The 25,739-nt window shown below is 67.6% G+C and carries 25 protein-coding genes; 23 read left to right on the top strand and 2 right to left on the bottom strand.

The annotated features are described in order from the left end of the window. Nucleotides 1-2 precede the first annotated feature (2 nt). Both zapE and E5CHR_RS20195 read left to right on the top strand, forming a co-directional pair. The gene (gene zapE, locus E5CHR_RS20200) at nucleotides 3-1,100 is read left to right on the top strand and encodes a cell division protein ZapE (protein ID WP_162581496.1); all 1,098 of its coding nucleotides are present in this window, start codon (nucleotides 3-5) and stop codon (nucleotides 1,098-1,100) included. Beyond that, a complete protein-coding gene (locus E5CHR_RS20195) occupies nucleotides 1,097-1,741 on the top strand; it encodes a hypothetical protein (protein ID WP_162581495.1) in 645 nt (214 codons plus the stop codon). Before zapE ends, E5CHR_RS20195 begins: the two co-directional genes overlap by 4 nt. 21 nt (nucleotides 1,742-1,762) lie before the next feature. On the opposite strand, the gene E5CHR_RS20190 is transcribed toward E5CHR_RS20195, so the two are convergent. Further along, nucleotides 1,763-2,578, bottom strand: a complete 816-nt coding sequence (locus E5CHR_RS20190; RefSeq protein ID WP_162581494.1) for a PP2C family protein-serine/threonine phosphatase — start codon at nucleotides 2,576-2,578, stop codon at nucleotides 1,763-1,765. Between the two features lie 87 nt (nucleotides 2,579-2,665). Here E5CHR_RS20190 and E5CHR_RS20185 point away from each other — a divergent pair, with 87 nt between their 5' ends. Both E5CHR_RS20185 and E5CHR_RS20180 read left to right on the top strand, forming a co-directional pair. Then, a complete protein-coding gene (locus E5CHR_RS20185) occupies nucleotides 2,666-2,872 on the top strand; it encodes a DUF465 domain-containing protein (protein ID WP_162581493.1) in 207 nt (68 codons plus the stop codon). Further along, nucleotides 2,872-4,953 carry an ATP-dependent DNA helicase gene (locus tag E5CHR_RS20180; RefSeq protein ID WP_162581492.1) on the top strand — a complete coding sequence of 694 codons (2,082 nt, stop codon included), beginning with the start codon at nucleotides 2,872-2,874 and terminating at the stop codon, nucleotides 4,951-4,953. The genes E5CHR_RS20185 and E5CHR_RS20180 overlap by 1 nt, the downstream gene beginning before the upstream one ends. A 39-nt stretch (nucleotides 4,954-4,992) precedes the next feature. Here the strand turns inward: E5CHR_RS20180 and E5CHR_RS20175 are convergent, their stop codons facing one another. Then, nucleotides 4,993-5,802, bottom strand: coding sequence for an outer membrane protein assembly factor BamD (locus tag E5CHR_RS20175; protein WP_162581491.1), 810 nt, complete (start codon nucleotides 5,800-5,802; stop codon nucleotides 4,993-4,995). Between the two features lie 23 nt (nucleotides 5,803-5,825). On the opposite strand from E5CHR_RS20175, the gene E5CHR_RS20170 reads away from it, so the two are divergent. The 19 genes from E5CHR_RS20170 (at nucleotide 5,826) to E5CHR_RS20080 (ending at nucleotide 25,734) form a co-directional block, all read left to right on the top strand. Beyond that, complete coding sequence (locus tag E5CHR_RS20170; protein WP_232062311.1) at nucleotides 5,826-6,842, top strand: RluA family pseudouridine synthase; 1,017 nt, start codon at nucleotides 5,826-5,828, stop codon at nucleotides 6,840-6,842. A 127-nt stretch (nucleotides 6,843-6,969) separates the two neighbouring features. After that, the gene (gene scpB, locus E5CHR_RS20165) at nucleotides 6,970-7,893 is read left to right on the top strand and encodes an SMC-Scp complex subunit ScpB (RefSeq protein ID WP_162581489.1); all 924 of its coding nucleotides are present in this window, start codon (nucleotides 6,970-6,972) and stop codon (nucleotides 7,891-7,893) included. Beyond that, nucleotides 7,890-9,641 carry a pseudouridine synthase gene (locus E5CHR_RS20160; RefSeq protein WP_162581488.1) on the top strand — a complete coding sequence of 584 codons (1,752 nt, stop codon included), beginning with the start codon at nucleotides 7,890-7,892 and terminating at the stop codon, nucleotides 9,639-9,641. Before scpB ends, E5CHR_RS20160 begins: the two co-directional genes overlap by 4 nt. Before the next feature lie 150 nt (nucleotides 9,642-9,791). Then, a complete protein-coding gene (ndk, locus tag E5CHR_RS20155; protein WP_162581487.1) occupies nucleotides 9,792-10,211 on the top strand; it encodes a nucleoside-diphosphate kinase in 420 nt (139 codons plus the stop codon). A gap of 21 nt (nucleotides 10,212-10,232) precedes the next feature. Next, a complete protein-coding gene (gene rlmN, locus E5CHR_RS20150) occupies nucleotides 10,233-11,363 on the top strand; it encodes a 23S rRNA (adenine(2503)-C(2))-methyltransferase RlmN (RefSeq protein ID WP_162581486.1) in 1,131 nt (376 codons plus the stop codon). A gap of 35 nt (nucleotides 11,364-11,398) precedes the next feature. Then, nucleotides 11,399-12,229, top strand: a complete 831-nt coding sequence (gene pilW, locus E5CHR_RS20145; RefSeq protein ID WP_162581485.1) for a type IV pilus biogenesis/stability protein PilW — start codon at nucleotides 11,399-11,401, stop codon at nucleotides 12,227-12,229. Beyond that, nucleotides 12,222-13,142, top strand: a complete 921-nt coding sequence (locus E5CHR_RS20140) for a helix-turn-helix domain-containing protein (protein WP_162581484.1) — start codon at nucleotides 12,222-12,224, stop codon at nucleotides 13,140-13,142. Before pilW ends, E5CHR_RS20140 begins: the two co-directional genes overlap by 8 nt. Beyond that, complete coding sequence (gene ispG, locus E5CHR_RS20135; protein WP_162583813.1) at nucleotides 13,142-14,437, top strand: flavodoxin-dependent (E)-4-hydroxy-3-methylbut-2-enyl-diphosphate synthase; 1,296 nt, start codon at nucleotides 13,142-13,144, stop codon at nucleotides 14,435-14,437. The genes E5CHR_RS20140 and ispG overlap by 1 nt, the downstream gene beginning before the upstream one ends. 12 nt (nucleotides 14,438-14,449) lie before the next feature. Continuing rightward, nucleotides 14,450-15,760 (top strand): histidine--tRNA ligase, encoded by a 1,311-nt coding sequence (hisS, locus tag E5CHR_RS20130; protein WP_162581483.1) that lies wholly within the window; start codon nucleotides 14,450-14,452, stop codon nucleotides 15,758-15,760. 6 nt (nucleotides 15,761-15,766) lie between these two features. After that, nucleotides 15,767-16,456, top strand: a complete 690-nt coding sequence (locus tag E5CHR_RS20125; RefSeq protein WP_162581482.1) for a YfgM family protein — start codon at nucleotides 15,767-15,769, stop codon at nucleotides 16,454-16,456. Continuing rightward, nucleotides 16,453-17,598, top strand: coding sequence for an outer membrane protein assembly factor BamB (gene bamB / locus E5CHR_RS20120; protein ID WP_162581481.1), 1,146 nt, complete (start codon nucleotides 16,453-16,455; stop codon nucleotides 17,596-17,598). Before E5CHR_RS20125 ends, bamB begins: the two co-directional genes overlap by 4 nt. 24 nt (nucleotides 17,599-17,622) lie before the next feature. After that, nucleotides 17,623-18,966, top strand: a complete 1,344-nt coding sequence (gene der / locus E5CHR_RS20115; RefSeq protein ID WP_162581480.1) for a ribosome biogenesis GTPase Der — start codon at nucleotides 17,623-17,625, stop codon at nucleotides 18,964-18,966. A 198-nt stretch (nucleotides 18,967-19,164) separates the two neighbouring features. Continuing rightward, nucleotides 19,165-19,410: an RNA chaperone Hfq gene (gene hfq, locus E5CHR_RS20110; protein WP_093201554.1), complete on the top strand. Its 246-nt coding sequence runs from the start codon at nucleotides 19,165-19,167 to the stop codon at nucleotides 19,408-19,410. 52 nt (nucleotides 19,411-19,462) lie between these two features. After that, the gene (gene hflX / locus E5CHR_RS20105; protein WP_162581479.1) at nucleotides 19,463-20,653 is read left to right on the top strand and encodes a GTPase HflX; all 1,191 of its coding nucleotides are present in this window, start codon (nucleotides 19,463-19,465) and stop codon (nucleotides 20,651-20,653) included. A gap of 52 nt (nucleotides 20,654-20,705) precedes the next feature. Further along, nucleotides 20,706-22,034, top strand: a complete 1,329-nt coding sequence (hflK, locus tag E5CHR_RS20100; protein ID WP_162583812.1) for an FtsH protease activity modulator HflK — start codon at nucleotides 20,706-20,708, stop codon at nucleotides 22,032-22,034. A 13-nt stretch (nucleotides 22,035-22,047) separates the two neighbouring features. Continuing rightward, nucleotides 22,048-22,956 (top strand): protease modulator HflC, encoded by a 909-nt coding sequence (gene hflC / locus E5CHR_RS20095; RefSeq protein WP_162581478.1) that lies wholly within the window; start codon nucleotides 22,048-22,050, stop codon nucleotides 22,954-22,956. A gap of 15 nt (nucleotides 22,957-22,971) precedes the next feature. Then, nucleotides 22,972-23,160, top strand: a complete 189-nt coding sequence (locus E5CHR_RS20090) for a DUF2065 domain-containing protein (protein ID WP_162581477.1) — start codon at nucleotides 22,972-22,974, stop codon at nucleotides 23,158-23,160. Between the two features lie 72 nt (nucleotides 23,161-23,232). Beyond that, on the top strand, nucleotides 23,233-24,384 hold the full coding sequence (locus E5CHR_RS20085) for an ATP phosphoribosyltransferase regulatory subunit (RefSeq protein WP_162581476.1): 1,152 nt from the start codon (nucleotides 23,233-23,235) through the stop codon (nucleotides 24,382-24,384). An 18-nt stretch (nucleotides 24,385-24,402) separates the two neighbouring features. Next, on the top strand, nucleotides 24,403-25,734 hold the full coding sequence (locus tag E5CHR_RS20080; protein ID WP_162581475.1) for an adenylosuccinate synthase: 1,332 nt from the start codon (nucleotides 24,403-24,405) through the stop codon (nucleotides 25,732-25,734). Nucleotides 25,735-25,739: the final 5 nt, after the last annotated feature.

The following is a 25,739-nucleotide window of genomic DNA, read 5'->3' as shown; positions in this document are numbered from 1 at the left end:
CCTTGAGCGTCAAACAGGCCTACGAAGCGGAGCTGGCTGCGCGGGGGTACCAGAGCGACCCCGCGCAGCTGCGTGCCGTGGAGGCGCTCGATCGCTGCGCGAGCGAGTGGGCGGCGTACAAGTCGCAGCGCTCCAACGCCTTCAAGAAGCTCATCAACCGGCCCGAGATCCCGCGCGGCGTCTACATGTACGGCGGGGTCGGGCGCGGCAAGAGCTTCCTGATGGACTGCTTCTTCAATGCAGTGCCGCTGCGGCGCAAGACGCGGCTTCACTTCCACGAGTTCATGCGCGAAGTGCATCGCGAACTGGCCGAACTGCAGGGCACGGTCAACCCGCTCGACGAGCTCGGGCGCCGCATCGCCAAGCGCTACAAGCTGATCTGCTTCGATGAGTTCCACGTCGCGGACATCACGGACGCGATGATCCTGCACCGGTTGCTGGTGGCGCTGTTCGAAAATGACGTGGGCTTCGTGACCACCTCCAACTTCAGGCCCGACGACCTTTATCCGGGCGGCCTGCACCGCGACCGCATCCTGCCGGCGATCGAGCTGCTCAACCAGCGCCTCGAAGTGGTCAACGTGGACAACGGCACCGACTACCGCCGCCGCACGCTGGAGCAGGTCAAACTGTACCTCACGCCCAACGGCGCCGCGGCCGACAAGGAGATGCGCCACGCCTTCGAGCGGCTCGCCGAGAGCGCCGACGAGAACCCGGTCCTGCACATCGAGGCGCGCGAGATCCATGCGCGGCGCAAGGCCGGGGGCGTGGTCTGGTTCGACTTCAAGACCCTGTGCGGCGGCCCCCGCTCGCAGAACGACTACCTCGAGATCGCCAGCCAGTTCCACACCGTGCTGCTCTCCGATGTGCCCCACATGCCGGTGCGAATGGCCTCTGAAGCGCGTCGTTTCACATGGCTGATCGACGTGTTCTACGATCGACGCGTGAAACTCATCATGTCCGCCGAAGTCCCCCCCGAAGCCCTCTACACCGAAGGGCCCCTGGCCCACGAATTCCCGCGTACCGTCTCGAGGCTCAACGAGATGCAATCGACCGAGTTCCTTGCGCAGGAGCGCCGCATCGTGGACACCCGCCTCACATGAAGAAGCTGCTTCTTTCGCTGATGATCGTCCTCGGCGCCGTGCCAGCGTGGGCGCAGACCACCGCCTCCAGCGGCCAGGCGAATTTCGACGCCGAGCGCACGCGCCTTGACCAGGAGCGCAAGACGATCGAGGAGCGCTTCGCCACCGAGCAGGCGGCCTGCTACCAGAAGTTCGCCGTGCAGGGGTGCCTTGACGACAGCCGCCGCCGCCGCAGGGAGGCCACCGAGAACATCAAGCGCCAGGAGGCGGCAATGAATGACATCGAGCGCAAGCGGCGCGGCGCGGCGGCGCTCGATCGGCTCGAGGACAAAAAGGCCAACCCGCGCGCGCAGGACACTGCGGCCGAGCAGGAGAGGTCGCTGAAGTCGCAACAGGAGCGCGAACAGCGCGCCGCGGACCATGCGCAGGACCGCGCCCGCCTGGCCTCCGAGGCAGCCGAGAAACAACGCCAGTTCGAAGACAAGCAGCGGGCCCATGCCGAGGAGCAGGCCAAGGCCGCGAGCCGGCGCGCCGAGGCCCCGGCCAATCGCGAGGCCCACGAGCGCAGGCTCGAAAGGGCGGAGCAGCATCGCCGCGACCGGGAGCGGCGCAACGCCGAGAACACCAAGCCGCGCTCTGCGCCGCTGCCGGCGCCGCCCTGAACGGGGGCACGCGGGCGTTCTTCAGTCTTCTTCGGCTTCGTGCGGGTCGGGAAGCGCTTCGAGCTTGAGGATGGCCAGCGAAATGTTGTCGCCGGTTCCGCGGGCGCGCTTGCGTGCCTCGGCCACCAGCAGCTCTGCGGCGCTGCGCGGCGATTGGTCGGCCAGTACGCGGCCCATCTCCTCCGGCGTGAAGTAGTGCCAGAGCCCGTCGCTGCAGGCCAACAACAGATCGTCGGGCTCCAGCTTGGGCACGAGGTGGATGTCGACCGGCGGCGGCATGGACTTCATGCCCAGGCATCCGAGCAGGATGTTGCTTTGCGGGTGGATGTTGGCTTCTGCCTCGCTGATCTCGCCGCGGTCCACCAGCGCCTGCACGTAGGAGTGGTCCTTGGTGCGCTTGACCAACTGCCCGCGCCGGAAGTGATAGATGCGCGAGTCGCCGGCATGGATCCAGGCGCAGTCGCCCTCAGGATTCATCAGGAAGGCGGCCATGGTGCTGTGCGGCTCCTGCTCGCTGGACAGGGCGGTCAGCTTGATGACGGTGTTGGCGTCCTCGAGAAGTTGCCGCAGCACATGCACCGCTTCATCGCGCCCCGGCTTGTAGCGGGCAAACAGCTGGCGCGCCGTCATCAGCACCTGGTCCGAGGCCTTGCGCCCGCCGCTGCGGCCCCCCATCCCATCGGCGATCACGCCGAGCACGCAGCCCGCCACCCGCGGGTGGTTCATCACGAGGACCTGGTCCTGCTGGTACGGACGGTCTCCCTTGTGGAGGCCGGTCGCTGCTGCGAGCCGATAGCCTCGGGTCGGTGGCGCGGCTGTGCTGGCGGAGTCCTGCATGGGTCTGGCGAGTGGGAACGAGGACGTACATTATCGAGTCAACCAGAGCGAAGCCGGAAAGCACTCCGTCACGTTTCGCATCATCCCTTGGACCTGAATCTCCACTCCTTCTCTCGCCAGCTGATCGACCTGCGCATGGAGCATGCAGACCTGAATGCCACCATCGACCGGCTCGCGGAGAGCATCGCCCCGCGCGACGATCTGCTGCTGCGCCGGCTGAAGAAGAAGCGGCTGTTTCTGCGCGATTGCATTGCGCGGCTGGAGCGCCTGCTCGACCCGCAAGAGCCTGCCTGATGTCGATCGTCGACTGGCCCGAAGACTTCGAGGCGGACACGGCGTCCGTCGAGCCGGTTCGCGCGCCCCGGGAAGACGGCCAGCTCGCGGCCGAAGTCCAGGCCGCCTTCGCCCAGGACGGCGTGCTCTCGCAGGCCGCCGAGCAGTTTCGCGAACGCTCGGGCCAGACCCAGATGGCGCTGGCGGTGGCCCGTGCCATCGACCAGGGCGGCGTGCTGGTGGTGGAGGCCGGCACCGGCGTCGGCAAGACCTTCTCGTACCTGGTACCGGCGCTGCTGAGTGGCGAGCGCGTGCTGCTGTCGACCGCCACCAAGGCGCTGCAGGACCAGCTCTTCGGCCGCGACCTGCCGCGCCTGGTCGAGGCGCTCGGGCTGCCATTGCGCACGGCGCTCCTCAAGGGACGCGCCAGCTACCTCTGCCTGCACCGGCTCGACCAGGCGCGCCACGACACGAGCCTGCCGGAGCGCGGCAGCCTGCGCACGCTGGCGAAGATCGAGCAATGGTCCAAGGCCACCCGCACCGGCGACCTGGCCGAGTTGCCTGGCCTCGACGAGCGCTCGCCGCTGATCCCGCTGGTCACCTCCACCCGCGACAACTGCCTGGGCGCCCAGTGCCCGCAGTTCAAGCCCTGCCACGTCAACCTGGCCCGGCGCGAGGCCATGGCCGCCGATGTCGTGGTGATCAACCATCATCTGTTCTTTGCCGACCTGGCGGTGCGCGAGTCGGGCATGGCCGAATTGCTGCCGACCGTGCGTGTGGTGGTATTCGATGAGGCCCACCAGCTCAACGAAACCGGGGTGCAGTTTCTTGGCGCCCAGTTGGGCAGCGGCCAGGCGCTGGACTTCGCGCGTGACATGCTTGCCGCTGGCCTGCAGCACGCGCGCGGCCTGGTCGACTGGCAGCAGCTGGTTGGAGCGACCGAGCACGCCGCCCGGGAACTGCGCCTGGCCGCCGGCAAGCAATGGCCGGGGACCAAGCTGCGCTGGGCCGGCCCCGCACCGGACGGGGTGCCGGCCGATACCTGGCAAGCCGCGCTCGAGGCGCTGAAGCACGCCTTTGCGGAAGCGGCGCGCGGCCTGGACACCGTGAGCGAACTCTCCCCCGACTTCGTGCGCCTGCACGAGCGGGCCGAGCAGCTGGCCGAGCGCGCGGCGCGCTTCGCGAAGCCTTGCGCGCCGGAATCGGTGCGCTGGGTGGACGTGGGCACGCAGCTGAGGCTGGTCGAGTCGCCGCTGGACATCGCCGAGGCGGTGCGCACGCGGGTCCTCAAGACCGGGCAGGGCGATGCGCAGGAGCAGGGCCGCGCCTGGGTGTTCACCTCGGCTACGCTGGGCGACGACCCGAAGCTGCGGTGGTTCACCGAACCCTGCGGCCTTGAGAGCGCCGAAGTGCTGCGCGTGCAGAGTCCCTTCGACTATGCGTGCCAGGCGGCGCTCTACGTCCCGCGCGTGTTTCCGAAGCCGAGCGACCCGGCCCACAGCGTGCAGGTGGCGCGGCTCGCCGCCCAGGGAGCAGCCGTGCTGGGTGGGCGCACGCTGGTGCTGACGACCACGCTGCGCGCCCTGCGCACCATCGGCGACGCCATGCGCCAGCACTTCGAGCCCATGGATCCGGCACGCAGGCCTGAGGTGCTGGTGCAGGGCGAGCTGCCCAAGCGGGTACTGATGGAGCGCTTCCGAGAGGGCGCCTCGCACGGGCGCGCGGGCTGCGTGCTGGTGGCCTCGGCCTCGTTTTGGGAGGGCTTCGACGCGCCCGGCGACGCACTGCAGTTGGTGGTCATCGACAAGTTGCCCTTTCCCCCACCCAACGATCCGCTGGTCGAGGCGCGCTCGCAGCGCCTCGAGTCGCAGGGCCGCAGCGCCTTCGGCGAGTATTCGCTTCCGGAGGCCGCGGTGGCGCTCAAGCAGGGTGCTGGCCGCCTGATTCGGCGCGAGAGCGACCGAGGCGTGCTGGCGATCTGCGACACGCGGCTGGTTGCCATGGGCTATGGGCGCCGGCTGCTGTCCGCCTTGCCGCCCATGCGGCGGCTGGACGACGAGACCGCTTTCGAGGCCGCGCTGCGTGAGCTCGTCACGCCCTGAAAAAGAAAAAGGCCCGAATCGGGCCTTTTTCTCGCTTCGCTACCAGAGCTTCCACCACGGGTCGTCCTTGCCGCGGAAACCGCGCGCCAGGTACTCGCTCTTGGGATAGTTGGTCGTGAGCACGCGTTTCGCGTCGTCGCGCAGATCGGTCATGCCGAGCGCGTCGTACGACTGGACCATGATGTAGAGCGCCTCCTCGAGCGCCGGCACTTCGCGATAGTCGGCCAGCGCGAGCTGTGCACGGTTGATGGCCGCCAGGTAGGCACCGCGCGTGTAGTAGTAGCGCGCAACGTGCACCTCGTACTGGGCCAGCGAGTTGACGATGTAGTTCATGCGCTGGCGCGCATCGGGCGTGTAGCGTGAGTCGGGGAAACGGGTGGCCAATTCCTTGAACGCTTCGAACGATTCCTTGGCCGCCTTTTGATCGCGCTCGGACAGGTCCTGCCGCGTGAGCCAGGCGAACATGCCGAGATCGTCGTTGAAGTTGATCACGCCCTTAAGATAGATCGCGTAATCCATCGCCGGGCTGGCCGGATGCAGCTTCATGAACCGGTCGAGGGTCGCGATGGCGGCCGCCTTCTCGCCAGACTTGTATTGTGCAAAGGCCTTGTCCAGTTGCGCCTGCTGCGCGAGCGGCGTGCCGGCGGCGCGGCCCTCGAGCTTTTCGAACAGGGGGACGGCCTTGTCGTAGGCGCCGGAGTCCGCTTCCTCCTTCGCTTCGGAGTAGATGCGGTTGGGACTCCAGTTCGCCGTCTTGTCGGTCGAGGTCGACGAGCAGCCGGCCACCAGCCATGCGGCCGAGCACAAGGCCAGCCAGGCGGGGACAACCGATAATTTGGCGCGACTCATCACATCAGGCTTTCGTGAAAACAGTGCCTTCAATTATATCGGCCACCCCTCTGGGCGAGCCTCCGGACGGGGTCGAGCCAGAAGAGGGCGCCGAGCTGGCCGAGCCCAGCGAGACCCGCAGCTTCCTGATCCACGAAGCGCAGCACGGGCAGCGTCTCGACCGCGCACTGGCGGCGCTGGTGCCCGAGTTCTCGCGCAGCTACCTGCAGCAGCTGATCGAGGCGGGCGCTGTCGCGATCCAGCATCGCGTCGCCACCAAGGCCGCCGCCACGGTCCATGCCGGCGAGATCGGCAGCATCGAGCTGCGGCCGACGCCGCAGAGCCAGGCCTTCAAACCGGAGCACATGCCGATCACGGTGGTACACGAAGACGAGCACCTGCGCGTCATCGACAAGCCGGCGGGCCTGGTCGTCCATCCGGCCCCCGGCCATTGGAGCGGCACGCTGCTCAACGGGCTGCTGGCGATCGATTCGCGTGCTGCGCTGCTGCCCCGCGCGGGCATCGTCCATCGGCTGGACCGTGACACCAGCGGCCTCATGGTGGTGGCGCGCAGCCGTGCAGCGATGGATGCGCTGGTGGCGCTCATCGCCGCCCGCGAAGTCAAGCGCCAGTACCTCGCACTCGCGCACCGCAGCTGGCAAGGTGCCGCCGCGCGCCATGTGGACGCAGCGATCGGCCGCGATCCGCGCAACCGGTTGCGCATGGCGGTGGTCGACCTCGAGCGCCATTCCGGAAAGCCGGCGCGCACACTGATCGAAGCCCTGGACAGCAACGATCAGGGCTGCACCGTGCGCTGCACGCTGGAGACCGGGCGTACGCACCAGATCCGCGTGCACATGGCTTCCATCGGACATCCGCTGGTGGGGGACACGCTCTATGGCGGCCTCGCCGCGGCAGGACTCGCGCGACAGGCCTTGCATGCTTTCAGGCTTGCCTTCGCGCATCCGGTCACTGGTGCCCCGATGGAGTTTCAGTCCGTGCCGCCTCCTGATCTGGTGCAGGCTATGCAGGCCTGGGGGCTGGATTACAATCGCGCCTGACGGCCCGAGGGCCGCGCCGGCCCTCGATGCCGGCTTCGCTGTCCATGGCCCGAGAGCCGGCAGCGCTTCTTCCATCCTTCTGAAAAACAAGCGTCTGCAAGGCGCCTTTTCCCGGATACCGCGAACCATGAATACGGCGGATGCCAAGCGCATTCTCGAAACCGCCTTGATCTGTTCGACCCAGCCCTTGCCGGTGCGCGAACTGCGCGTGCTGTTCGATGACGAACTGGGTGCCGATACGATCAAGTCGCTGTTGCACGAGCTGCAGGAAGACTGGTCCCAACGCGGCCTGGAGCTCGTGAGCGTGGCCAATGGGTGGCGTTTCCAGAGCCGCCCCGAACTGCGCGACCATCTCGACCGCCTGCACCCCGAAAAACCACCGCGCTATACGCGCGCCGCGCTGGAGACGCTGGCCATCATCGCCTACCGCCAGCCGGTCACACGCGGCGACATGGAAGACATCCGGGGTGTCACCATCAACTCGTTGATCCTGAAGCAGCTTGAAGACCGCAACTGGGTCGAGGTCATCGGCCATCGCGAAACCGTGGGCCGGCCTGCGCTTTACGCGACCACGCGCCAGTTTCTCGACGACCTGGGCCTGGAATCACTCGATCAGCTCCCGGTGATCGAGACGCCGGCTCAGCAGGCCAGCCTCGCCGAGGCCCTGGCCCAGGCCGCTGACCGGCAACCCGGCCTGCCGATCGACGAACCCGCGGCCCAAGCCGGCGCCGGCTCGGAGAGCGAGGCCGGTTCCGACCAGCTCCAAGCCGAGGCGCAGACCGAAGTGGCAGTGCAGGCCGAAGACGCTGTCGACCCGGCGCTGTTGCCCCCGATGGCGCCGACCGCAGAAGCAGGGCCCGAGATGCTGCCCGACCCTGAATCCCAAGCAGCTCCCGAATTCGAGCCGGACGATGCACTGCATGCCGCCCGCGTTCGCCCCGAGCTCGAGTCCGAGCTTCAGTCTTCTTCCCGCCCTGGCTCCGATGCCGATGCTGGTATCGATGCCGACGAGGAGGACTCCCCCGCCGTTCGTTCCGGAACCCGACCATGAGCCCATCCGATCCTCAAGACGCAGCGATGCTGCCGCCCGGACCCGTGTCCGAGGAAGAACTGGCGGCGTCTTCTGCGCAGCCCGCCGAAGCCAGCACCGAACCCGAGGGCGAAGCGGCCGCAGCGGCGCCGCGCAAGCGCAGGGCGCCCCGTCGCAAGCCGGCTGCGCAGGTCTTGCCCGCGGAGACCGACGATGCCGCCGCGCCGGTCGTGCTGGTTGCACCGGGCGCACCGAGTGAACCGAGCGCAGCGGATGTGGATCTGCCGGATGTGCCAGCAATGTCGGTTGCGCCAGCAGTGCCGGCGGCGCCAGACGCTGCCGTGGAGGCACCACCTGCGTCCCAACCCCAGGTGCCGGTGGCTGACCGGGCCACCGATGAGGACGAGGAAGAAGAGGACGAGCCGGACGAGGAGGAAGACGACCTGGATCGCGCTCGCCGTGCCGCCGAGCGCGAGCAGCGCAATGCGCCGCCGCCCGAGCCGATCCGCTTCGTCGACGTCGTCTCGGGCCAGTTCGACGCCGACGAGGACAGTCCCGAGGTGCCGCCGCTCAAGCGCGTGCTGCTGCCCGAGGCCGACTCTCCGAAGCTGCACAAGGTGCTGGCGCAGGCTGGCCTCGGCTCCCGACTCGAGATGGAACAGCTCATTCTGCAGGGGCGCATCTCGGTCAACAACGAGCCGGCCCACATCGGCCAGCGCATCCAGTTCGGCGACCAGGTCAAGCTCAACGGCAAGCCCATCCGCTACCGCATCGCGCCGCCACCGGCGCGCGTGATCGCCTACCACAAGCCGGTCGGCGAGGTCGTCACACACGACGATCCGCAGAACCGCCCCACCGTATTCCGAAAGCTGCCGCGCCTGCCGCAGGGCAAGTGGCAGTCGGTCGGGCGGCTTGATCTCAACACCGAGGGCCTGCTGCTCTTCACGAGCTCCGGCGAGCTCGCCAACCAGTTGATGCATCCGCGCTTCGGCCTGGAGCGCGAGTACGCGGTCCGTGTGCTGGGCGCATTGAGCAACGATGAGAAGCAGCGCCTGCTCGAAGGCGTGCGCCTCGACGACGGCATGGCGCATTTCGGCACCATCGAGGACGGTGGTGGCGAAGGTTCGAACTGCTGGTACCGCGTCACCATTTCCGAGGGCCGCAACCGCGAGGTGCGCCGCCTCTTCGAATCGGTAGGCCACGCGGTCAGCCGCCTGATCCGCATCCGCTACGGCGCCATGGTGCTGCCGCGCGGCCTGAAGCGCGGCGCCTGGATGGAGCTGGACGAGCGCGACATCCGCGCGCTGTTCCAGGCGGTGGGCGCAGAGCGCCCCGCACGAGGCGCGCCCGGCCCGAAGGGCAGCGGCCAGGACGGCGGCGGGCGCAACAACCGCAATCGCAAGCGCCGCGGCAACCGCAGCGGCGGCGGTGCCCAGGCCGAGGGCCGCGAGCCGCCGATCCCGAATCCCCTGACCAGCGGTCCCAACGCCCGCGGCCGCGGCGGCAACGGCGGCGCTCCGCAAGGACCGGGGCAGGGACAGGCCCGCCGCAACCGCCAGGGCGGCAAGCGCGACGACCGGGCTCCGGGAGGCGGCGGCGGCGGCAACAGCCAGCCCGATCCGATGAAAACCTCCCTCGGCTATATCGGCGCCGACAGCTTCTCGCGTCAACGCAAGGAGCAGCGCGCGGGTCCCCGCCGCAGCGGCGGGGGAGGGCCCTCGGGCGGCAATTTCGGCGGGCAGGGCGGCGGGCGGCGCCGCGGCCGCTGAATCGCGCGATCGCGCGAGGTTCATTCACGCGCCCGTCACGGGCGCTGCTGGCCGCGCCGGTTAAAATCAGAGGCTTTGTCAAGGGAGCGCAGCCTGTCGCTGCGGCTTGACGGAACTCATCAAAATCCAAGCACTCAAGAAAGCACTTCAATGGCCATCGAACGCACCCTCTCCATCATCAAACCCGACGCCGTGGCGAAGAACGTCATCGGCAAGATCGTCTCCCGCTTCGAGGCCGCCGGCCTCAAGATCATCGCTGCCAAGCTGGTGCAGCTGTCGCAGGCAGACGCCGAGCAGTTCTACGCGGTGCACAAGGAGCGCCCCTTCTTCAAGGATCTGGTCAGCTTCATGATCTCGGGTCCCGTGTTCGTGCAGGCCCTCGAGGGCGAGGATGCAATCGCCAAGAACCGCGACCTGATGGGCGCCACCGACCCCAAGAAGGCAGCCCCCGGCACCATCCGCGCCGACTTCGCGGACAGCATCGATGCCAACGCCGTCCATGGCTCGGACGCCGCCGAAACGGCAAAGGTCGAAATCGCCTTCTTCTTTCCCGAGCTCAAGGCCCGCTGACGCGGAGCCTCCGTCCGCGCAATGACCACGGCCAACCTGCTCGACTTCGATCTCGAGGGGCTGGCCGCGTTCTGCGAAAGGCTCGGCGAGAAGCGTTTCCGCGCCACGCAGCTGTTCCGCTGGATTCACCAGCGCGGTGCCAGCAACTTCGCCCAGATGACCGATCTCGCCAAGTCGCTGCGCGAGAAGCTGGCGGGCAGCGCGCACATCGAGGCGTTGCCTGTCATCACCCAGCAGGAATCAGCCGACGGCACCATCAAGTGGCTGTTCGATGTCGGTGACGGCAACGCGGTCGAGGCCGTGTTCATCCCCGAGGACGACCGCGGCACGCTGTGCGTGTCGTCCCAGGCCGGCTGCGCGGTGGGCTGCCGGTTCTGCTCCACCGGCCACCAGGGATTCAGCCGCAACCTGAGCAGCGGCGAAATCGTGGCCCAGCTGTGGTTTGCCGAGCACTTCCTGCGCAAGCATCTGAAACGCAGCCATGACCAGGAAGGGCGCGTCATCTCCAACGTCGTGATGATGGGCATGGGCGAGCCGCTGCAGAACTACGCCGCCCTGGTGCCGGCCTTGCGCACCATGCTGGACGACAACGCCTACGGGCTGTCGCGCCGCCGGGTGACGGTCTCGACCTCCGGCGTGGTCCCCATGATGGACCGGCTGGGAACCGATTGCCCAGTGGCGCTGGCGGTGTCGCTGCATGCGCCCAACGATGCATTGCGCAACGACCTGGTGCCGCTCAACCGCAAATATCCGCTGGCCGAACTGCTGGAGGCGTGCCAGCGCTACCTGGCGCATGCACCGCGCGACTTCATCACCTTCGAGTACTGCATGCTCGACGGCGTGAACGATCAGCCCGAGCATGCGCGGCAACTGGTCGAGCTGGTGCGCTCGCAGGGCGTCTCCTGCAAATTCAACCTGATCCCTTTCAATCCCTTCCCGGCCTCCGGGCTGCTGCGCTCGCCGCAGCCGCGCGTGCTCGCCTTCGCCCGGCTTCTGAGCGAAGCCGGCCTCGTAACCACGGTGCGCAAGACTCGCGGCGACGACATCGACGCGGCCTGCGGCCAGCTGGCCGGAGACGTGAAGGACCGGACCAACGCCGCCGAGCGCATGGCGCAGCGGCGCACCGTGGTGTTGCACCCGGCGCGGCGTTGATTCACATGCCAACAGACCTTCGGAGCAACGAAGCAATGATCAAGGCCTCTTCGACCGCGCGGCAGCGGATGACGCAAGCGCTCGTCAGCCTTGTGGCGGCGTTCCTTCTTGCCGGCTGCGCCACCAAGGACGTCAGCGTCCCGAGCACGGCCGGCAACGCGGGCGGGATCGTCACCGATTCGGATGAAGGCAATGCCCGCAAGCGTGCGCGTCTGCGCCTTGAACTGGCCATCGGCTATTTCGAGCAGGGGCAGCCCACGGTCGCGCTGGACGAGATCAAGCAGGCGCTGGCGGCGGATCCCAACTTTGCCGACGCCTACAACCTGCGCGGGCTGGTCTACATGCGCCTGGACGATGCTGGCCTGGCCGAGGACAGCTTTCGCCGCGCGATCGCACTGAACCCGCGAGAGCCCAACACGCTGCACAACTACGGCTGGCTGCTCTGCCAGCAGAACCGCTTCGCCGACGCGCAGCAGCAGTTCGCGGCGGCGCTTGCCATCTCCACGTATGGAGATCGCGCGAAGACGCTGATGACGCAGGGCGTGTGCCAACTGCGCGCCGGCCAGCGCCCCGAGGCCGAGCGCAGTCTGATGCAGGCCTACGAGCTCGATGCCGGCAACCCGGTGATCGGCTACAACCTCGCTTCGCTGCTCGCGCAGCGCGAGGACTGGTCGCGCGCGCAGTTCTACATCCGCCGCATCAACAACGGCCCGGCGGCCAGCGCCGAGACGCTGTGGCTGGGCATCAAGATCGAACGCCGCCTCAACAACCGCGATGCGGCCACCCAGCTTGCCGGACAGCTGCAGCGGCGTTTCCCCCAATCGCGCGAGGCCGTGGCCTATGAGCGCGGAAACTTCAATGATTGAGAAGGCGAGCGAATTCGGGGCCTCGGCTGCGGTACCCCTGGTCACTGGCGACCACACGCACATGTCGGCCGGCGACATGCTGCGCCACGCGCGCGAGGCGCACGGCCTGCACCTCGACATGGTGGCCGCTGCGCTGAAGGTAACGCCGCAGAAACTCGCCGCGCTGGAGTCGGACGATATCGAGGCCTTGCCCGATCCGGTGTTCGCGCGTGCTCTCGCCGCCAGCGTCTGCCGCGCCCTGCGCATCGACCCTGCGCCGGTGCTCGCAAAGCTGCCCGGCGCGCAGCCGGCGGGTCTGGCGCAGGCCGATCGCACCATGAGCAAGGCCCTCCCGTCCCAGGTGCGCGCCAGCAGGAGCTCAAGCGGCCTGCCGTCGCGCCCGCTGCTGACGGTGGTCGGGCTGCTGCTGGTTGGTGCGGCGGTGCTGTTCTGGCTGCCGCAATCCATTTTTGACCGCGTCGGCGAGGCGCTCTCGCAGTTCGGCGGGCGGGCCGACGGCAGCGAGCCGGCTGCGTCATCAGCACAAGCGCCTTCAGCGCCGCAGGCCGGGGGCACGGTCGCCGACCCGGTCCAGCCTATGGCTCCAGCTGGTTCGGCGGATCCTGGCACGATGCCCGCCGCTGGGGCGGTCCCGGCAGCGCAGGCCTCCGCGCCGTCCGCGGCCAATGCGACGGATCTGATCGTCTTCGTCGCGCGCGAGGACTCGTGGGTGACGGTCACTGACGCTGGCGGCAAGTCCCTGCTGCGGCGTACGGTGCAGGCCGGCGAGACCGTCGGGCTGAACGGCACCTTGCCGCTTTCGGTGGTCGTCGGCCGCGCCGCGGTGGTGGACGTGCAGGTGCGCGGCAAGGCCTTGGACCTGAAGCCGTTGACGCGCGGTGGCGGGGTCGCCCGTTTCGAGGTGAAGCCATGATGAACGATGACACGGTGAGTCCCCAAAGCTGCCTGCCCATCGAGGCGGCCTCGCCGCGCCCGCGCCGCTCGCGCCAGGCCAGCGTCGTCTGGGGCCCGCGCACGGTCACCGTGGGCGGGGACGCGCCGGTGAGGGTGCAGTCGATGACCAACACGGACACCGTGGACGCGATCGGCACCGCGATCCAGGTCAAGGAACTGGCGCAGGCCGGCTCGGAGATGGTGCGCATCACCGTCAACACGCCCGAGGCCGCAGCACAGGTGCCCTACATTCGCGAGCAACTCGACCGCATGGGGGTCGACGTGCCGCTGATCGGCGACTTCCACTACAACGGCCACCGCCTGCTGACCGATTTCCCGGCCTGCGCGGAGGCACTCAGCAAGTACCGCATCAATCCCGGCAACGTGGGCAAGGGCGACAAGCGCGACCGCCAGTTCGGCCAGATGATCGATGCCGCGATGCGCTGGAACAAGCCAGTGCGCATCGGCGTCAACTGGGGCAGCCTCGACCAGGAGCTGCTGGCGAGCCTCATGGACGTCAACAGCCGCCGTCCCGAACCCTGGGATGCCAAACAGGTGATGTACGAGGCGCTGGTGAGCTCGGCCATCGGTTCGGCCCAGCTCGCCGAGTCGATGGGCATGGACGGCAGCCAGATCATCCTCAGCTGCAAGGTGAGCGGCGTGCAGGACCTGATCTCGGTCTATCGGGAGCTGGCGAAGCGCTGCAACTACGCACTGCACCTGGGCCTGACCGAGGCGGGAATGGGCACCAAGGGCACTGTCGCTTCGGCGGCCGCGTTGTCGATCCTGCTGCAGGAAGGTATCGGAGACACGATCCGCGTGTCGCTGACGCCGCAACCCGGCGAATCACGCACGCAAGAGGTAGTGATCGCCAACGAAATCCTCCAGGCCCTGGGGCTGCGCGTGTTCGTGCCCAGCGTCACCGCCTGCCCCGGCTGCGGCCGCACCACCAGCACCACCTTCCAGGTGCTGGCCAAGGAGATCGACGACTACCTGCGCATGCAGATGCCGGTCTGGCGCACCAGGTATCCGGGCGTCGAGACGATGAAGGTCGCCGTGATGGGCTGCATCGTCAACGGCCCCGGCGAAAGCAAGCATGCCGACATCGGCATCAGCCTGCCCGGCACCGGCGAGGCGCCAGCCGCGCCGGTCTTCATCGATGGCGAGAAGGCGCTCACGCTTCGCGGCGAGAACATCGCCGCCGAGTTCCATCAACTGGTCGAAAACTACGTCGAGAAACGCTTCGGCGGCGCGCCTGCTGCGCAACCTGCCTGAGCGTCCAAACCCATGGCTGACAAATTGAATGCCGTCAAAGGCATGAACGACACCTTGCCGCCGGAATCGGCGCGCTGGGAATGGCTGGAGGGCGTGGTGCGCGAGCTCATGTCGCGCTTCGCCTACCGCAATATCCGGACGCCGATCCTGGAGCACACGGCGCTGTTCGTGCGCGGGATCGGCGAGGTGACGGACATCGTCGAGAAGGAGATGTACTCCTTCCAGGACCGCTCGGACAAGTACGGCGACAACGACCACCTGACGCTGCGCCCCGAGAACACAGCCGGTATCGTGCGCGCGGCCATCGAGCACAACATGCTCTACGACGGCGGCAAGCGCTTGTGGGCGATCGGCCCGATGTTCCGGCGCGAGAAGCCACAGCGCGGGCGTTTTCGCCAGTTCCACCAGATCGATGTAGAGGCCCTCGGCTTTGCCGGGCCCGATGTCGACGCCGAGCTGGTCCTGCTGGCCAACGCCTTGTGGAAGGCCATCGGCCTGGCCGACGTGCGGCTCGAGATCAACAGCCTCGGCCAGCCGGCCGAGCGCGCGCAGCACCGCACGCAACTGATCGCGCACTTCGAAGCGCACGCCGACCAGCTCGACGAGGACGCCAGGCGCCGCCTGCACACCAATCCACTGCGCATCCTCGACACCAAGAACCCGGCGATGAAGGCGCTGGTGGAAGCGGCGCCCAAGCTGATCGAGTTCCTGGGGGCCGAGTCGCTGGCGCACTTCGACGGCCTGAAGGCCATCCTCGACGCCAACGAGATCGCCTATACCGTCAATCCACGCCTGGTGCGTGGACTCGACTACTACAACCTGAGCGTCTTCGAGTTCGTGACCGACCGGCTCGGTTCCCAGGGCACGGTGTGCGCCGGCGGGCGCTACGACGGCTTGTTCGAGCAGCTCGGCGGCAAGCCCGCGCCTGCGGTCGGCTGGGCCATCGGGGTGGAGCGCGTGCTCGAGCTGCTGAAGGAGCAGGGTACCGCAGTCCCCGCGCCAGCGCCGCACGCCTATGCTGTGGTGCCTGACGCCGTCGCAATGCCGATCGCGCTGCGCACGCTGCAGCAGCTGCGCGAAACCGGCGTGAGGGTGCAGATGCACGCCGCCACTGCCGACGGGCTGGGCAGCTTCAAGTCGCAGTTCAAGAAGGCCGACAGCAGCGGTGCGGCCTACGCCCTGATCTTCGGCGCCGACGAACTGGCGCGCGGCGAGATCACGGTCAAGGCGCTGCGCGACGGCACGGGAGCCCAGACGGCGCGCCCGCTGGCCGATCCGGCGGGCTGGGCCGCCACCCTACAATCCCCGGCTCCCAAGAACTGACAGCACATGGCCACCCATCTCGACCTCGAAGAACAGGAACAGCTCGATCAGCTCAAGCATTTCTGGAACACCTACGGCACGCTGATCACCTGGGTCGTGGTGCTGGCGGCCGGCGCCTTCCTGGCCTGGACTGGCTGGCAGTACTGGCAGCGTGAGCAGGCGGCGCGCGCCTCGGCGCTCTATGACGAGCTCGAGCGCGGCGCGCAGGCCGGCGACACGGCCCGGGTCGAGCGCGCGCTCGCCGACATGAAGAGCAAGTTCGCGGGCACGGCCTACGCCCAGCAGGGCGGTTTGCTGGCCGCGCGCGTGCTGTACGAGAAGGGCAATGCCGAGGCCTCACGCACAGCGCTGGCCTGGGTGGCAGAACACGGCACCGATGCCGGCTACCAGGCGGTGGCCCGGCTGCGGCTGGCGGGCGAGTTGCTCGAGACCAAGGCCTATGACGAGGCGCTCAAGCAGCTCTCGGGCGGCATGCCGAAGGAATTCGAAGCCCTCGCTGCCGATCGCAAGGGCGACGTCTACATGAGCCAGGGCAAGCGCGAGGAGGCCAAGGCGGAATACCGCAAGGCCTGGTCCGCCTTCGATCCGGCCAACGAGTACCGCCGATTGGTCGAGATCAAGCTCAACGCGGTCGGCGTCGACCCCAAGAGCCTGGCTTCGGCCGGCACCGCATCTTCCGCCAAGAACACACCATGAATTTCAGCCAGCGTTCGATGCTTCCCGCTTCACTCCTGCGCACCGCGGCCGGCGCGCTCGTCGTCTTCGCGCTCGCGGCCTGCTCGGGCACGCCCAAGCCCAAGCCGGCCGAGCTGCCGCCCAATCCGGCTGTGCTCGGCGTGCGGCAGGCCTGGAGCATCCGAATTCCCAAGGTGGAGTTCCCGCTCACGACGGACGTGAGCGGCGACATGGTGACTGTGGCTTCCAGCGACGGCACGGTGGCCATGATCGATGCCCGCTCCGGCCAGGAGTCCTGGCGCGCCAGCGTCGGCGTCCCGCTGGGCGCCGGCGTGGGCAGCGACGGTTCGCTGGTCGCGGTGATCACCACCGGCAATGAACTCGTCACGCTCCAGGGCGGCAAGGTGCTATGGCGGCAGCGGCTTCCGGCACAGTCGTACACCGCTCCGCTGGTGGCCGGCCGACGCGTCTTCGTGCAGAGCGCGGATCGCACCACCACCGCTTGGGACGGCCAGAGCGGGCGCCGGTTGTGGTCGCAGCAGCGCACTGCCGAGAACCTGGTGCTGAAGCGTCCGGGCGTGCTGATCGCCGTCGGCGACACGCTGGTGACCGGTGTTGGCGGCCGGCTGGTCGGCATCAACCCGGCCAACGGCACCTCACGCTGGGAGGCGCCTGTTGCCGCGCCGCGCGGCACCAACGACGTCGAGCGCCTGGTCGATCTGACCGGCAGCGTGAGCCGGCTCGGCGACTCCGTCTGCGCGCGCGCCTACTACGCCAGCGTCGGCTGCGTCGACACCTCGCGTGGCACCTTGCTGTGGAGCAAGCCGGCCAGCGGGGCAGACGGCATTTCGGGCGACGACCGCTTCATCTACGGCACCGAGGACAACGGCAACGTGGTGGCCTGGCGTCGCAACGACGGCGAGCGCGCCTGGCAGATGGAGCGTCTCAAGTACCGCACGCTGACTGCGCCGCTCGCGGTCGGGCGCTCGCTCATCATCGGCGACGCAACGGGCCTCGTGCATGTGATCTCGCGCGAGGACGGCGCGCTGCTCAACCGTCTCACACCCGATGGCTCGCCGATCGCGGCGGCACCCGTGCTCTCGGGCAACACGGTCGTGGTCGTCACCCGCAACGGCGGCGTCTTCGGCTACCGCCCTGAATAGAACGTAGAACGCGAGCGCTCGATCATGAAACCCGTCATTGCACTGGTCGGGCGCCCCAACGTCGGCAAATCGACGCTGTTCAACCGCCTGACGCAGACACGCGACGCCATCGTTGCCGACTTTGCCGGGCTCACGCGGGACCGCCACTACGGCAACGGCCGCCAGGGTCGCTACGAGTTCATCGTCATCGACACCGGCGGCTTCGAGCCCGACGCGGGCAGCGGCATCTTCAAGGAGATGGCCAAGCAGACGCGACAGGCGGTGGCCGAGGCCGACGTGGTGATCTTCGTTGTCGATGCGCGCGAGGGGCTCTCGGCGCAGGACCACGACATCGCCAACGAGCTGCGCCGCCTTGGCAAGCCGTGCGTGCTGGCCGCCAACAAGGCCGAAGGCATGAAGGACAACGCGCGGCTCGCCGAGTTCTACGAGCTGGGCTTCGGCGAGGTGCACGGCGTCTCGGCCGCGCACGGGCAGGGCATCCGCGGCCTGGTCGAGCTCGCGCTCGACCCGCTGGCGCTGCCCGAACCGGACGACGAGGACGAGGAAGAAGACGTCAACAAGCCGATCAAGCTGGCCGTCGCGGGCCGGCCCAACGCCGGCAAATCCACCCTGATCAACACCTGGCTTGGCGAGGAGCGGCTGGTCGCCTTCGACCTGCCGGGCACCACGCGCGACGCCATCTCCGTGCCCTTCGAACGCAACGGTCAGCGCTTCGAGCTCATCGACACCGCGGGCCTGAGGCGAAAGGGCAAGGTGTTCGAGGCGATCGAGAAGTTCTCGGTGGTCAAGACCCTGCAGGCCATCGAGTCCGCAGACGTCGTGCTGCTCCTGATCGACGCCACCGAAGGCGTTACCGACCAGGATGCCCACATCGCCGGCTACATCCTGGAGAGTGGCCGCGCGGTGGTGATTGCAATCAACAAGTGGGACGCAGTCGACAGCTATCAGCGCGAGCAGATCCAGCGCCAGATCGAGACCCGGCTGGCATTCCTGAAGTTCGCCTCATTGCACTTCATCTCGGCCACACGGCGCCAGGGGCTGGGCCCCCTATGGCAGGCCATCGCGCAGGCGCACAAGTCCGCCACCCGCAAGATGTCCACGCCGGTGCTCACGCGCCTGCTGCTCGAGGCCGTGCAGTTCCAGACCCCCAAGAAGTCCGGCATGTTCCGGCCCAAGCTGCGCTATGCACACCAGGGGGGCATGAACCCGCCGGTGATCGTCATCCATGGCAACTCGCTGGAGCACGTCACCGAGGCCTATCGGCGCTTTCTGGAGGGGCGCTTCCGCAAGGAGTTCGACCTCGTCGGCACGCCATTGCGCATCGAGTTCAAGACTTCGCACAATCCCTACGCCGACAAGGAGGGCTGAATGCCCCGCGGCGGGCGCAGCCTGTGCCGCATCCTGGGGACGGGGGCCCTGCATCGCGAACGGTGCCGCCCCCCGAAGGTTCCTCCCGCCCCGGAGTGCCGTATTTTTTAGGGGGGCGTCGAGGGTTTCGTGCTGCACTGCGGAAGTGCTGTGTTAAGGTGGCCGGTCCAACAACTACTCTTGAACACGGAGAATATCGTGAGCAATAAAGGGCAACTTCTACAAGACCCCTTTCTGAACACCTTGCGTCGAGAGCACGTGCCGGTTTCCATTTATTTGGTCAACGGCATCAAGCTGCAAGGGCAGATCGAGTCTTTCGATCAGTACGTCGTGTTGCTTCGCAATACGGTGACCCAGATGGTCTACAAGCATGCCATCTCTACCATCGTGCCGGGTCGGGCGGTCAACTTCTCGGCAACCGAGAACGACGACGCCGCTGCCTGAGTGCACGGAGCACGGCGGCTCGCCCGCCGCGCTTTTTCCCATTTGATTCCGCTTGTCTGAACTGAATTCCCGGAAAGACGGTGCCGTCGTCCTCGTCGGTGTCGATTTCGGGCTGCCCCATTTCGACGGCGAACTCGAGGAACTCGGACTGCTTGCGCAAACCGCGGGCCTTGCGCCAGTCGCGCGCCTGGTCGCCAAGCGCAAGGCCCCCGATGCAGCCCTGTTCGTGGGCAGCGGCAAGGCCAGCGAGATTCGCGAGCTGGCCGAACTGCACGGCGCCAGCGAGGTGATCTTCGACCAGGCGCTGAGCCCGGCGCAGCAACGCAACCTCGAGCGCCATCTCGGCGTGGCGGTGTACGACCGGACCTTCCTCATTCTCGAGATCTTCGCCCAGCGCGCGCGCTCCCACGAAGGCAAGCTGCAGGTCGAGCTGGCACGGCTGCAATACCTCAGCACGCACCTCGTGCGGCGCTGGTCTCACCTGGAGCGCCAGCGCGGCGGCATCGGTGCGCGCGGGGGCCCCGGCGAAACCCAGATCGAGCTCGACCGCCGCATGATCGGGGACGCCATCCGGCGCACCCGTGAACGGCTTGCCAAGGTGCAGCGCCAGCGCAGTACCCAGCGGCGCCAGCGCGAGCGGCGCGACACCTTCAACATCTCGCTGGTCGGCTATACCAATGCCGGCAAATCCTCGCTGTTCAATGCGCTGGTGAAGGCGCGCGCCTATGCAGCCGACCAGCTGTTCGCCACGCTCGACACCACCACACGGCATCTGTATCTCGGCGATGCGCGGCGCAAAGTCTCGATCTCGGACACGGTTGGCTTCATCCGCGAGCTGCCGCACGGTCTGATCGATGCCTTCAAGGCCACCCTGCAGGAGGCAGTCGATGCCGATCTGCTGCTGCACGTGGTGGATGCCTCCAACCCGCACCACCCGGAGCAGATGGCCGAGGTGCAGTCGGTGCTGAAGGAGATCGGCGCCGACAGCGTGCCGCAGCTCCTCGTCTTCAACAAGCTCGACGCCCTCGACGATACGCAGCGCCCCCTGTCGCTCGCCGACGAGATCGAAGTCGACGGCGTGCAGATGCCGCGCCTCTTCCTGAGTGCTCATTCCGGAGAAGGTGTGGCGGCGCTCCGAGCCGAGCTTGGACGGCGCGCGCTTTCGGTAGACGGGGCCATGACCCCAGAGCCGGACGCCGAATTGCACGGCCCCGGCGGCGGATTGGCACAATCGCCCCACTGACCAGAGAAGAGATCGAATGAATGCAAAGCCAGTGTGGAGACGATTCCAGGACATGTTCAACCTGAATGATGGCCGTTGGGGTCGCGGCGACGAGCCCTCTTCGAATGGGGATCGTCCCAATGCCAATCGTCCCGACGACGACTCCGGATCCTCCGGCAACAACAACCGTCCCCGCGGCCAGGGGCCCAACCAGGGACCGCCTGATCTCGACGAGCTCTGGCGCGACTTCAACCGCAAGCTGGGTGGCCTGTTCGGCGGCGGGCGCGGCAACGGTGGCCGTTCGAACGGGGGCAATGGGGGCAACGGCCTCAAGCCCGACATGAAGAATGCCGGCGTTGGCCTGGGCCTGGTGGCGGCAGTGGCCGTACTGATCTGGCTGGGCACCGGCTTCTTCATCGTCAACGAAGGCCAGCAGGCCGTGATCACGCAGTTCGGCCGCTACAAGACGACCGTGGGCGCCGGCTTCAACTGGCGGCTGCCGTACCCGATCCAGCGTCACGAAATCGTGATCGTGACGCAGATCCGCTCGATCGACGTCGGCCGCGACTCGATCGTGCGCTCGACCGGCCTGCGCGAATCGGCCATGCTGACCGAAGACGAGAACATCGTCGAGATCAAGTTTGCCGTGCAGTACCGCCTGAGCGACGCGCGCGCGTACCTCTATGAAAGCAAGACGCCGACCGACACCGTGGTGCAGGTGGCCGAGACCGCGGTTCGCGAGGTCGTTGGCAAGATGAAGATGGATGCGGCGCTCGCCGAGGAACGCGACCAGATTGCCCCCCGCGTGCGGGCGTTGATGCAGACCATCCTGGACCGCTACAAGGTGGGCATCGAGGTGGTGGGCATCAACCTGCAGCAGGGCGGGCTGCGTCCGCCGGAACAGGTGCAAGCGGCCTTCGACGATGTGCTCAAGGCCGGCCAGGAACGCGAGCGCACCAAGAACGAGGCGCAGGCCTACGCCAACGATGTGGTGCCGCGCGCCACCGGTACCGCTTCGCGCCTCAAGGAAGAGTCGGAGGCTTACAAGGCGCGGATCGTCGCGCAGGCGCAGGGCGATGCCCAGCGCTTCGGCTCGGTGCTCGCCGAGTACCAGCGGGCGCCGCAGGTCACGCGCGACCGCATGTACACCGACGCCATGCAGCAGATCTACAGTAACACGACGAAGGTGCTGGTCGATTCCAAGCAGGGCTCGAACCTGCTCTACCTGCCGATCGACAAGCTGATCCAGATGTCCGGCCAGCCGGGAGCCGGCGCGCCCGCCGACGGCGCCAACCCGAACGTGGCCGGCACTGCGCCGCCCCAGTCCTCGGTGATTCCCGTCGTCCCGCCCAACGACGCGCGTGCACGCGACGGCCGCTCGCGCGACCGCGACGTACGCTGAGGAGCAACAGAACATGAACAGACTTGGCTTCATCGTATCGTCCGTCCTGGTGGCGTTGGCCCTCCTGAGCTCCACGCTTTTCGTGGTCGACCAGCGCCAGTTCGGCGTGGTCTATGCCCTGGGCCAGATCAAGGAAGTGATCACCGAGCCGGGCTTGAACTTCAAGCTGCCGCCGCCCTTCCAGAACGTGTCGTACATCGACAAGCGCCTGCTCACTTTGTCCAGCCTCGATCCCGAGCCCATGCTCACGGCCGAGAAGCAGCGCGTGGTGATCGACTGGTACGTGCGCTGGCGCATCACCAACCCCTCGGAATACATCCGCAACGTCGGCCTCGACGAAAACGCAGGCGCCGTGCAGCTCAACCGCGTGGTGCGCAATGCCTTCCAGGAGAACGTCAACAAGCGAACCGTGCGCGAGTTGATCTCGACGCGCCGGGAGGCGCTCATGAACGACGTGCAGCGCGAAATGCTGGCGGTGGTGAAGGGCACGAAGCCCTGGGGCATCGACATCATCGATGTGCGCGTGACGCGCGTCGACTATGTCGAGGCGATCACCGAGTCCGTCTACCGCCGCATGGAGGCCGAGCGCAAGCGCGTGGCCAACGAGCTGCGATCCACCGGTTTCGCAGAAGGCGAGAAGATCCGCGCCGACGCCGACCGTCAGCGCGAGGTGATCGTCGCCAATGCATACCGCGACGCCCAGAAGATCAAGGGCGAGGGCGATGCCCGCGCTGCGTCGGCCTATGCCGAGGCCTTCGGGCGCGATCCGCAGTTCGCGCAGTTCTACCGCAGCCTCGATGCCTACAAGCAAAGCTTCAACAAGAAGAGCGACGTGATGGTCCTGGATCCCTCGTCGGACTTCTTCCGTGCAATGCAAAGCTCCGGTGGCACGGCTGCGGCTGCGGCTGCGGGACGGCGCTAGGCGCAGCGTTCGGGCGTGAGCGCAGAGACGTTCTGGAGCGCGCTGGCGCTCGTGCTGGTGATCGAGGGCATCCTGCCCTTCGTGTCGCCCGGCGGTTGGCGGCGCGGCTTCGGCCAGCTCATGCAATTGAGGGACGGGCAGCTGCGCTTCTTCGGCTTGTGCAGCATTGTGCTGGGCCTCTTTCTGCTCTGGGTCCTGGCCTGAGTCTCTGGGTTTGCGGGGTTAGGGGCTCTGGTGGCCCGGTAGAATCCGGTTTTAACCACGCCTTCGCTCCCCATGTCCGCCTGGGTCCTCCCGGATCACATTGCCGATGTGCTGCCCTCCGAGGCGCGTCACATCGAAGAACTTCGACGCCAGCTGCTCGACACCGCCCGTGGTTACGGCTACGAGCTGGTGATGCCGCCGCTCCTGGAGCATCTCGAGTCCCTGCTGTCCGGTACCGGAGAGGCCCTGGACCTGCAGACCTTCAAGCTGGTCGATCAGCTGTCCGGGCGCAGCATGGGGCTGCGCGCCGACACCACGCCCCAGGTCGCACGCATCGATGCCCACTTGCTCAACCGGCGCGGTGTGGCCCGCCTCTGCTATTGCGGCCCCGTGGTGCACACCCGGCCCGACCGTCCGCACGCGACCCGCGAGCCGCTCCAGTTCGGCGCCGAGATCTACGGGCATGACGGGCTCGAGGCCGACACCGAGGTGCTGCGCCTCGCACTCGACTGCCTCCGTGCGGCCGGCGTGACGAATCCCGTCAACGTCGACTTGGCCGATGCGCGCATCGTGCGTGCCCTGCTCGCCGGCGTCCCGACCCATGCGGAGGCCATTGCGCGCGTCCATACCGCTCTTGCCGCGAAGGACGCCAGTGGCTTGCGCGAGCTCACCGCGGGCTTCCCCGCCGCTTCGCGGGAGGGCCTGCTTGCACTGGTGCATCTCTACGGCGATGCAGCGGTGCTCGAGGAGGCTGCCAACGTTCTCCCCGACACGGCCAGCATGCGCCAGGCGCTCGCCGACCTCAAGCAACTGGCGAGGCGGCTCGATGGCGCACGCGTGAGCTTCGACCTGGCCGACCTGCGGGGCTATGCCTACTACAGCGGCATGCGCTTCGGCATCTACACCGAAGGCGCCAGCGATGCGCTGGTACGCGGCGGGCGCTACAACGAGGTGGGTGCGGTGTTCGGGCGCAATCGCCCGGCGGTCGGGTTCAGCCTCGACGTGCGCGAACTCGTGGGCGTGCTGCCGGTGCGCCCCCTGCGTGCCGCGATCCGCGCGCCCTGGAGCGACGCCCCGGGGCTCGGCGAAGCCATCGCGGCGCTGCGCAGCCGGGGCGAGACCGTGGTCTGCGTCCTGCCCGGCCACGAGAGCGAAATCGACGAATTCCACTGCGACCGCGAGCTGATCGCGCAGGGCGGGCAGTGGAAAGTCCAAGCCATCTGAATTGAAGAGCGAAGCATCATGAGCGTTACCACCGGACGAAACGTCGTCGTCGTCGGCACCCAATGGGGCGACGAGGGCAAGGGCAAACTGGTTGACTGGCTGACCGAGAGCGCACAGGGAGTCGTGCGCTTCCAGGGCGGTCACAACGCGGGCCACACACTGGTCATCAACGGCGTGAAGACGGCGCTGCACTTGATCCCGAGCGGCATCATGCGGCCCGGCGTCAAGTGCTACATCGGCAACGGCGTGGTGCTGTCGGCGGCCAAGCTCTTCGAAGAGATCGAGGGCTTGGAGAAAGCCGGGGTCGAGGTGCGTTCGCGCCTGCGCATCAGCGAGGCCTGCCCGCTGATCCTGCCTGTCCATGCAGCGCTGGACATTGCGCGCGAAGCCTACCGCGAAAAGGGCGGTGTCGAAAAGATCGGCACCACCGGCCGCGGCATCGGCCCGGCCTACGAGGACAAGATCGCGCGCCGGGCCCTGCGTGTGCAGGACCTGAAGCACCCGGAGCGCTTTGCCGCCAAGCTGCGCGTGCTGCTCGAACTGCACAACCACGTGCTCACCCAGGTGCTGGGTGCGCCGGCGATCGAGTTCGATGCCGTCTACGACGAGGCCATGCGCCACGCGGAACTGCTCAAGCCCATGATGGCCGACGTCTCGCGCGAGCTCAATGACGCCAATCGCGCGGGCGCCAACCTGCTGTTCGAGGGCGCGCAGGGCACGCTGCTGGATGTGGACCACGGCACCTACCCCTACGTGACCTCCAGCAATTGCGTGGCCGGCAACGCCGCGGCTGGCGCGGGTGTCGGTCCCGGCATGCTGCACTACATCCTCGGCATCACCAAGGCCTATTGCACGCGCGTCGGCGGCGGGCCCTTCCCGACCGAGCTCGAATGGGACAAGCCCGGCACCGTCGGCTGGCACCTGAGCACCGTTGGCGCCGAAAAGGGCGTGACCACCGGCCGCAGCCGCCGCTGCGGCTGGTTCGACGCCGCGCTCCTCAAGCGTTCCGCGCAGGTCAACGGGCTTTCCGGCCTGTGCATCACCAAGCTCGACGTGCTGGACGGGCTGAAGGAACTGCAGCTGTGCACTGGCTACGAGCTCGATGGCGAGTACACCGACATCCTGCCGCTGGGCGCCGACGAGATCGAGCGCTGCACCCCCGTCTACGAGAAGCTCGAAGGCTGGACCGAAAGCACCGTGGGCGTCACGCAGTACGACAAGCTGCCGGTCAACGCGCGGCTTTACCTTCAGCGCATCGAGCAGGTCACCGGCGTGCCGATCCACATGGTGTCGACCAGCCCGGACCGCGATCACACGATCATGATGCGGCATCCCTACCTGGCAGATTGAACGAC

It is taken from the genome of Variovorax sp. PBS-H4 (assembly GCF_901827205.1).
Lineage (GTDB): Bacteria > Pseudomonadota > Gammaproteobacteria > Burkholderiales > Burkholderiaceae_C > Variovorax.
This window is presented reverse-complemented; position numbering and strand designations above follow the sequence as displayed.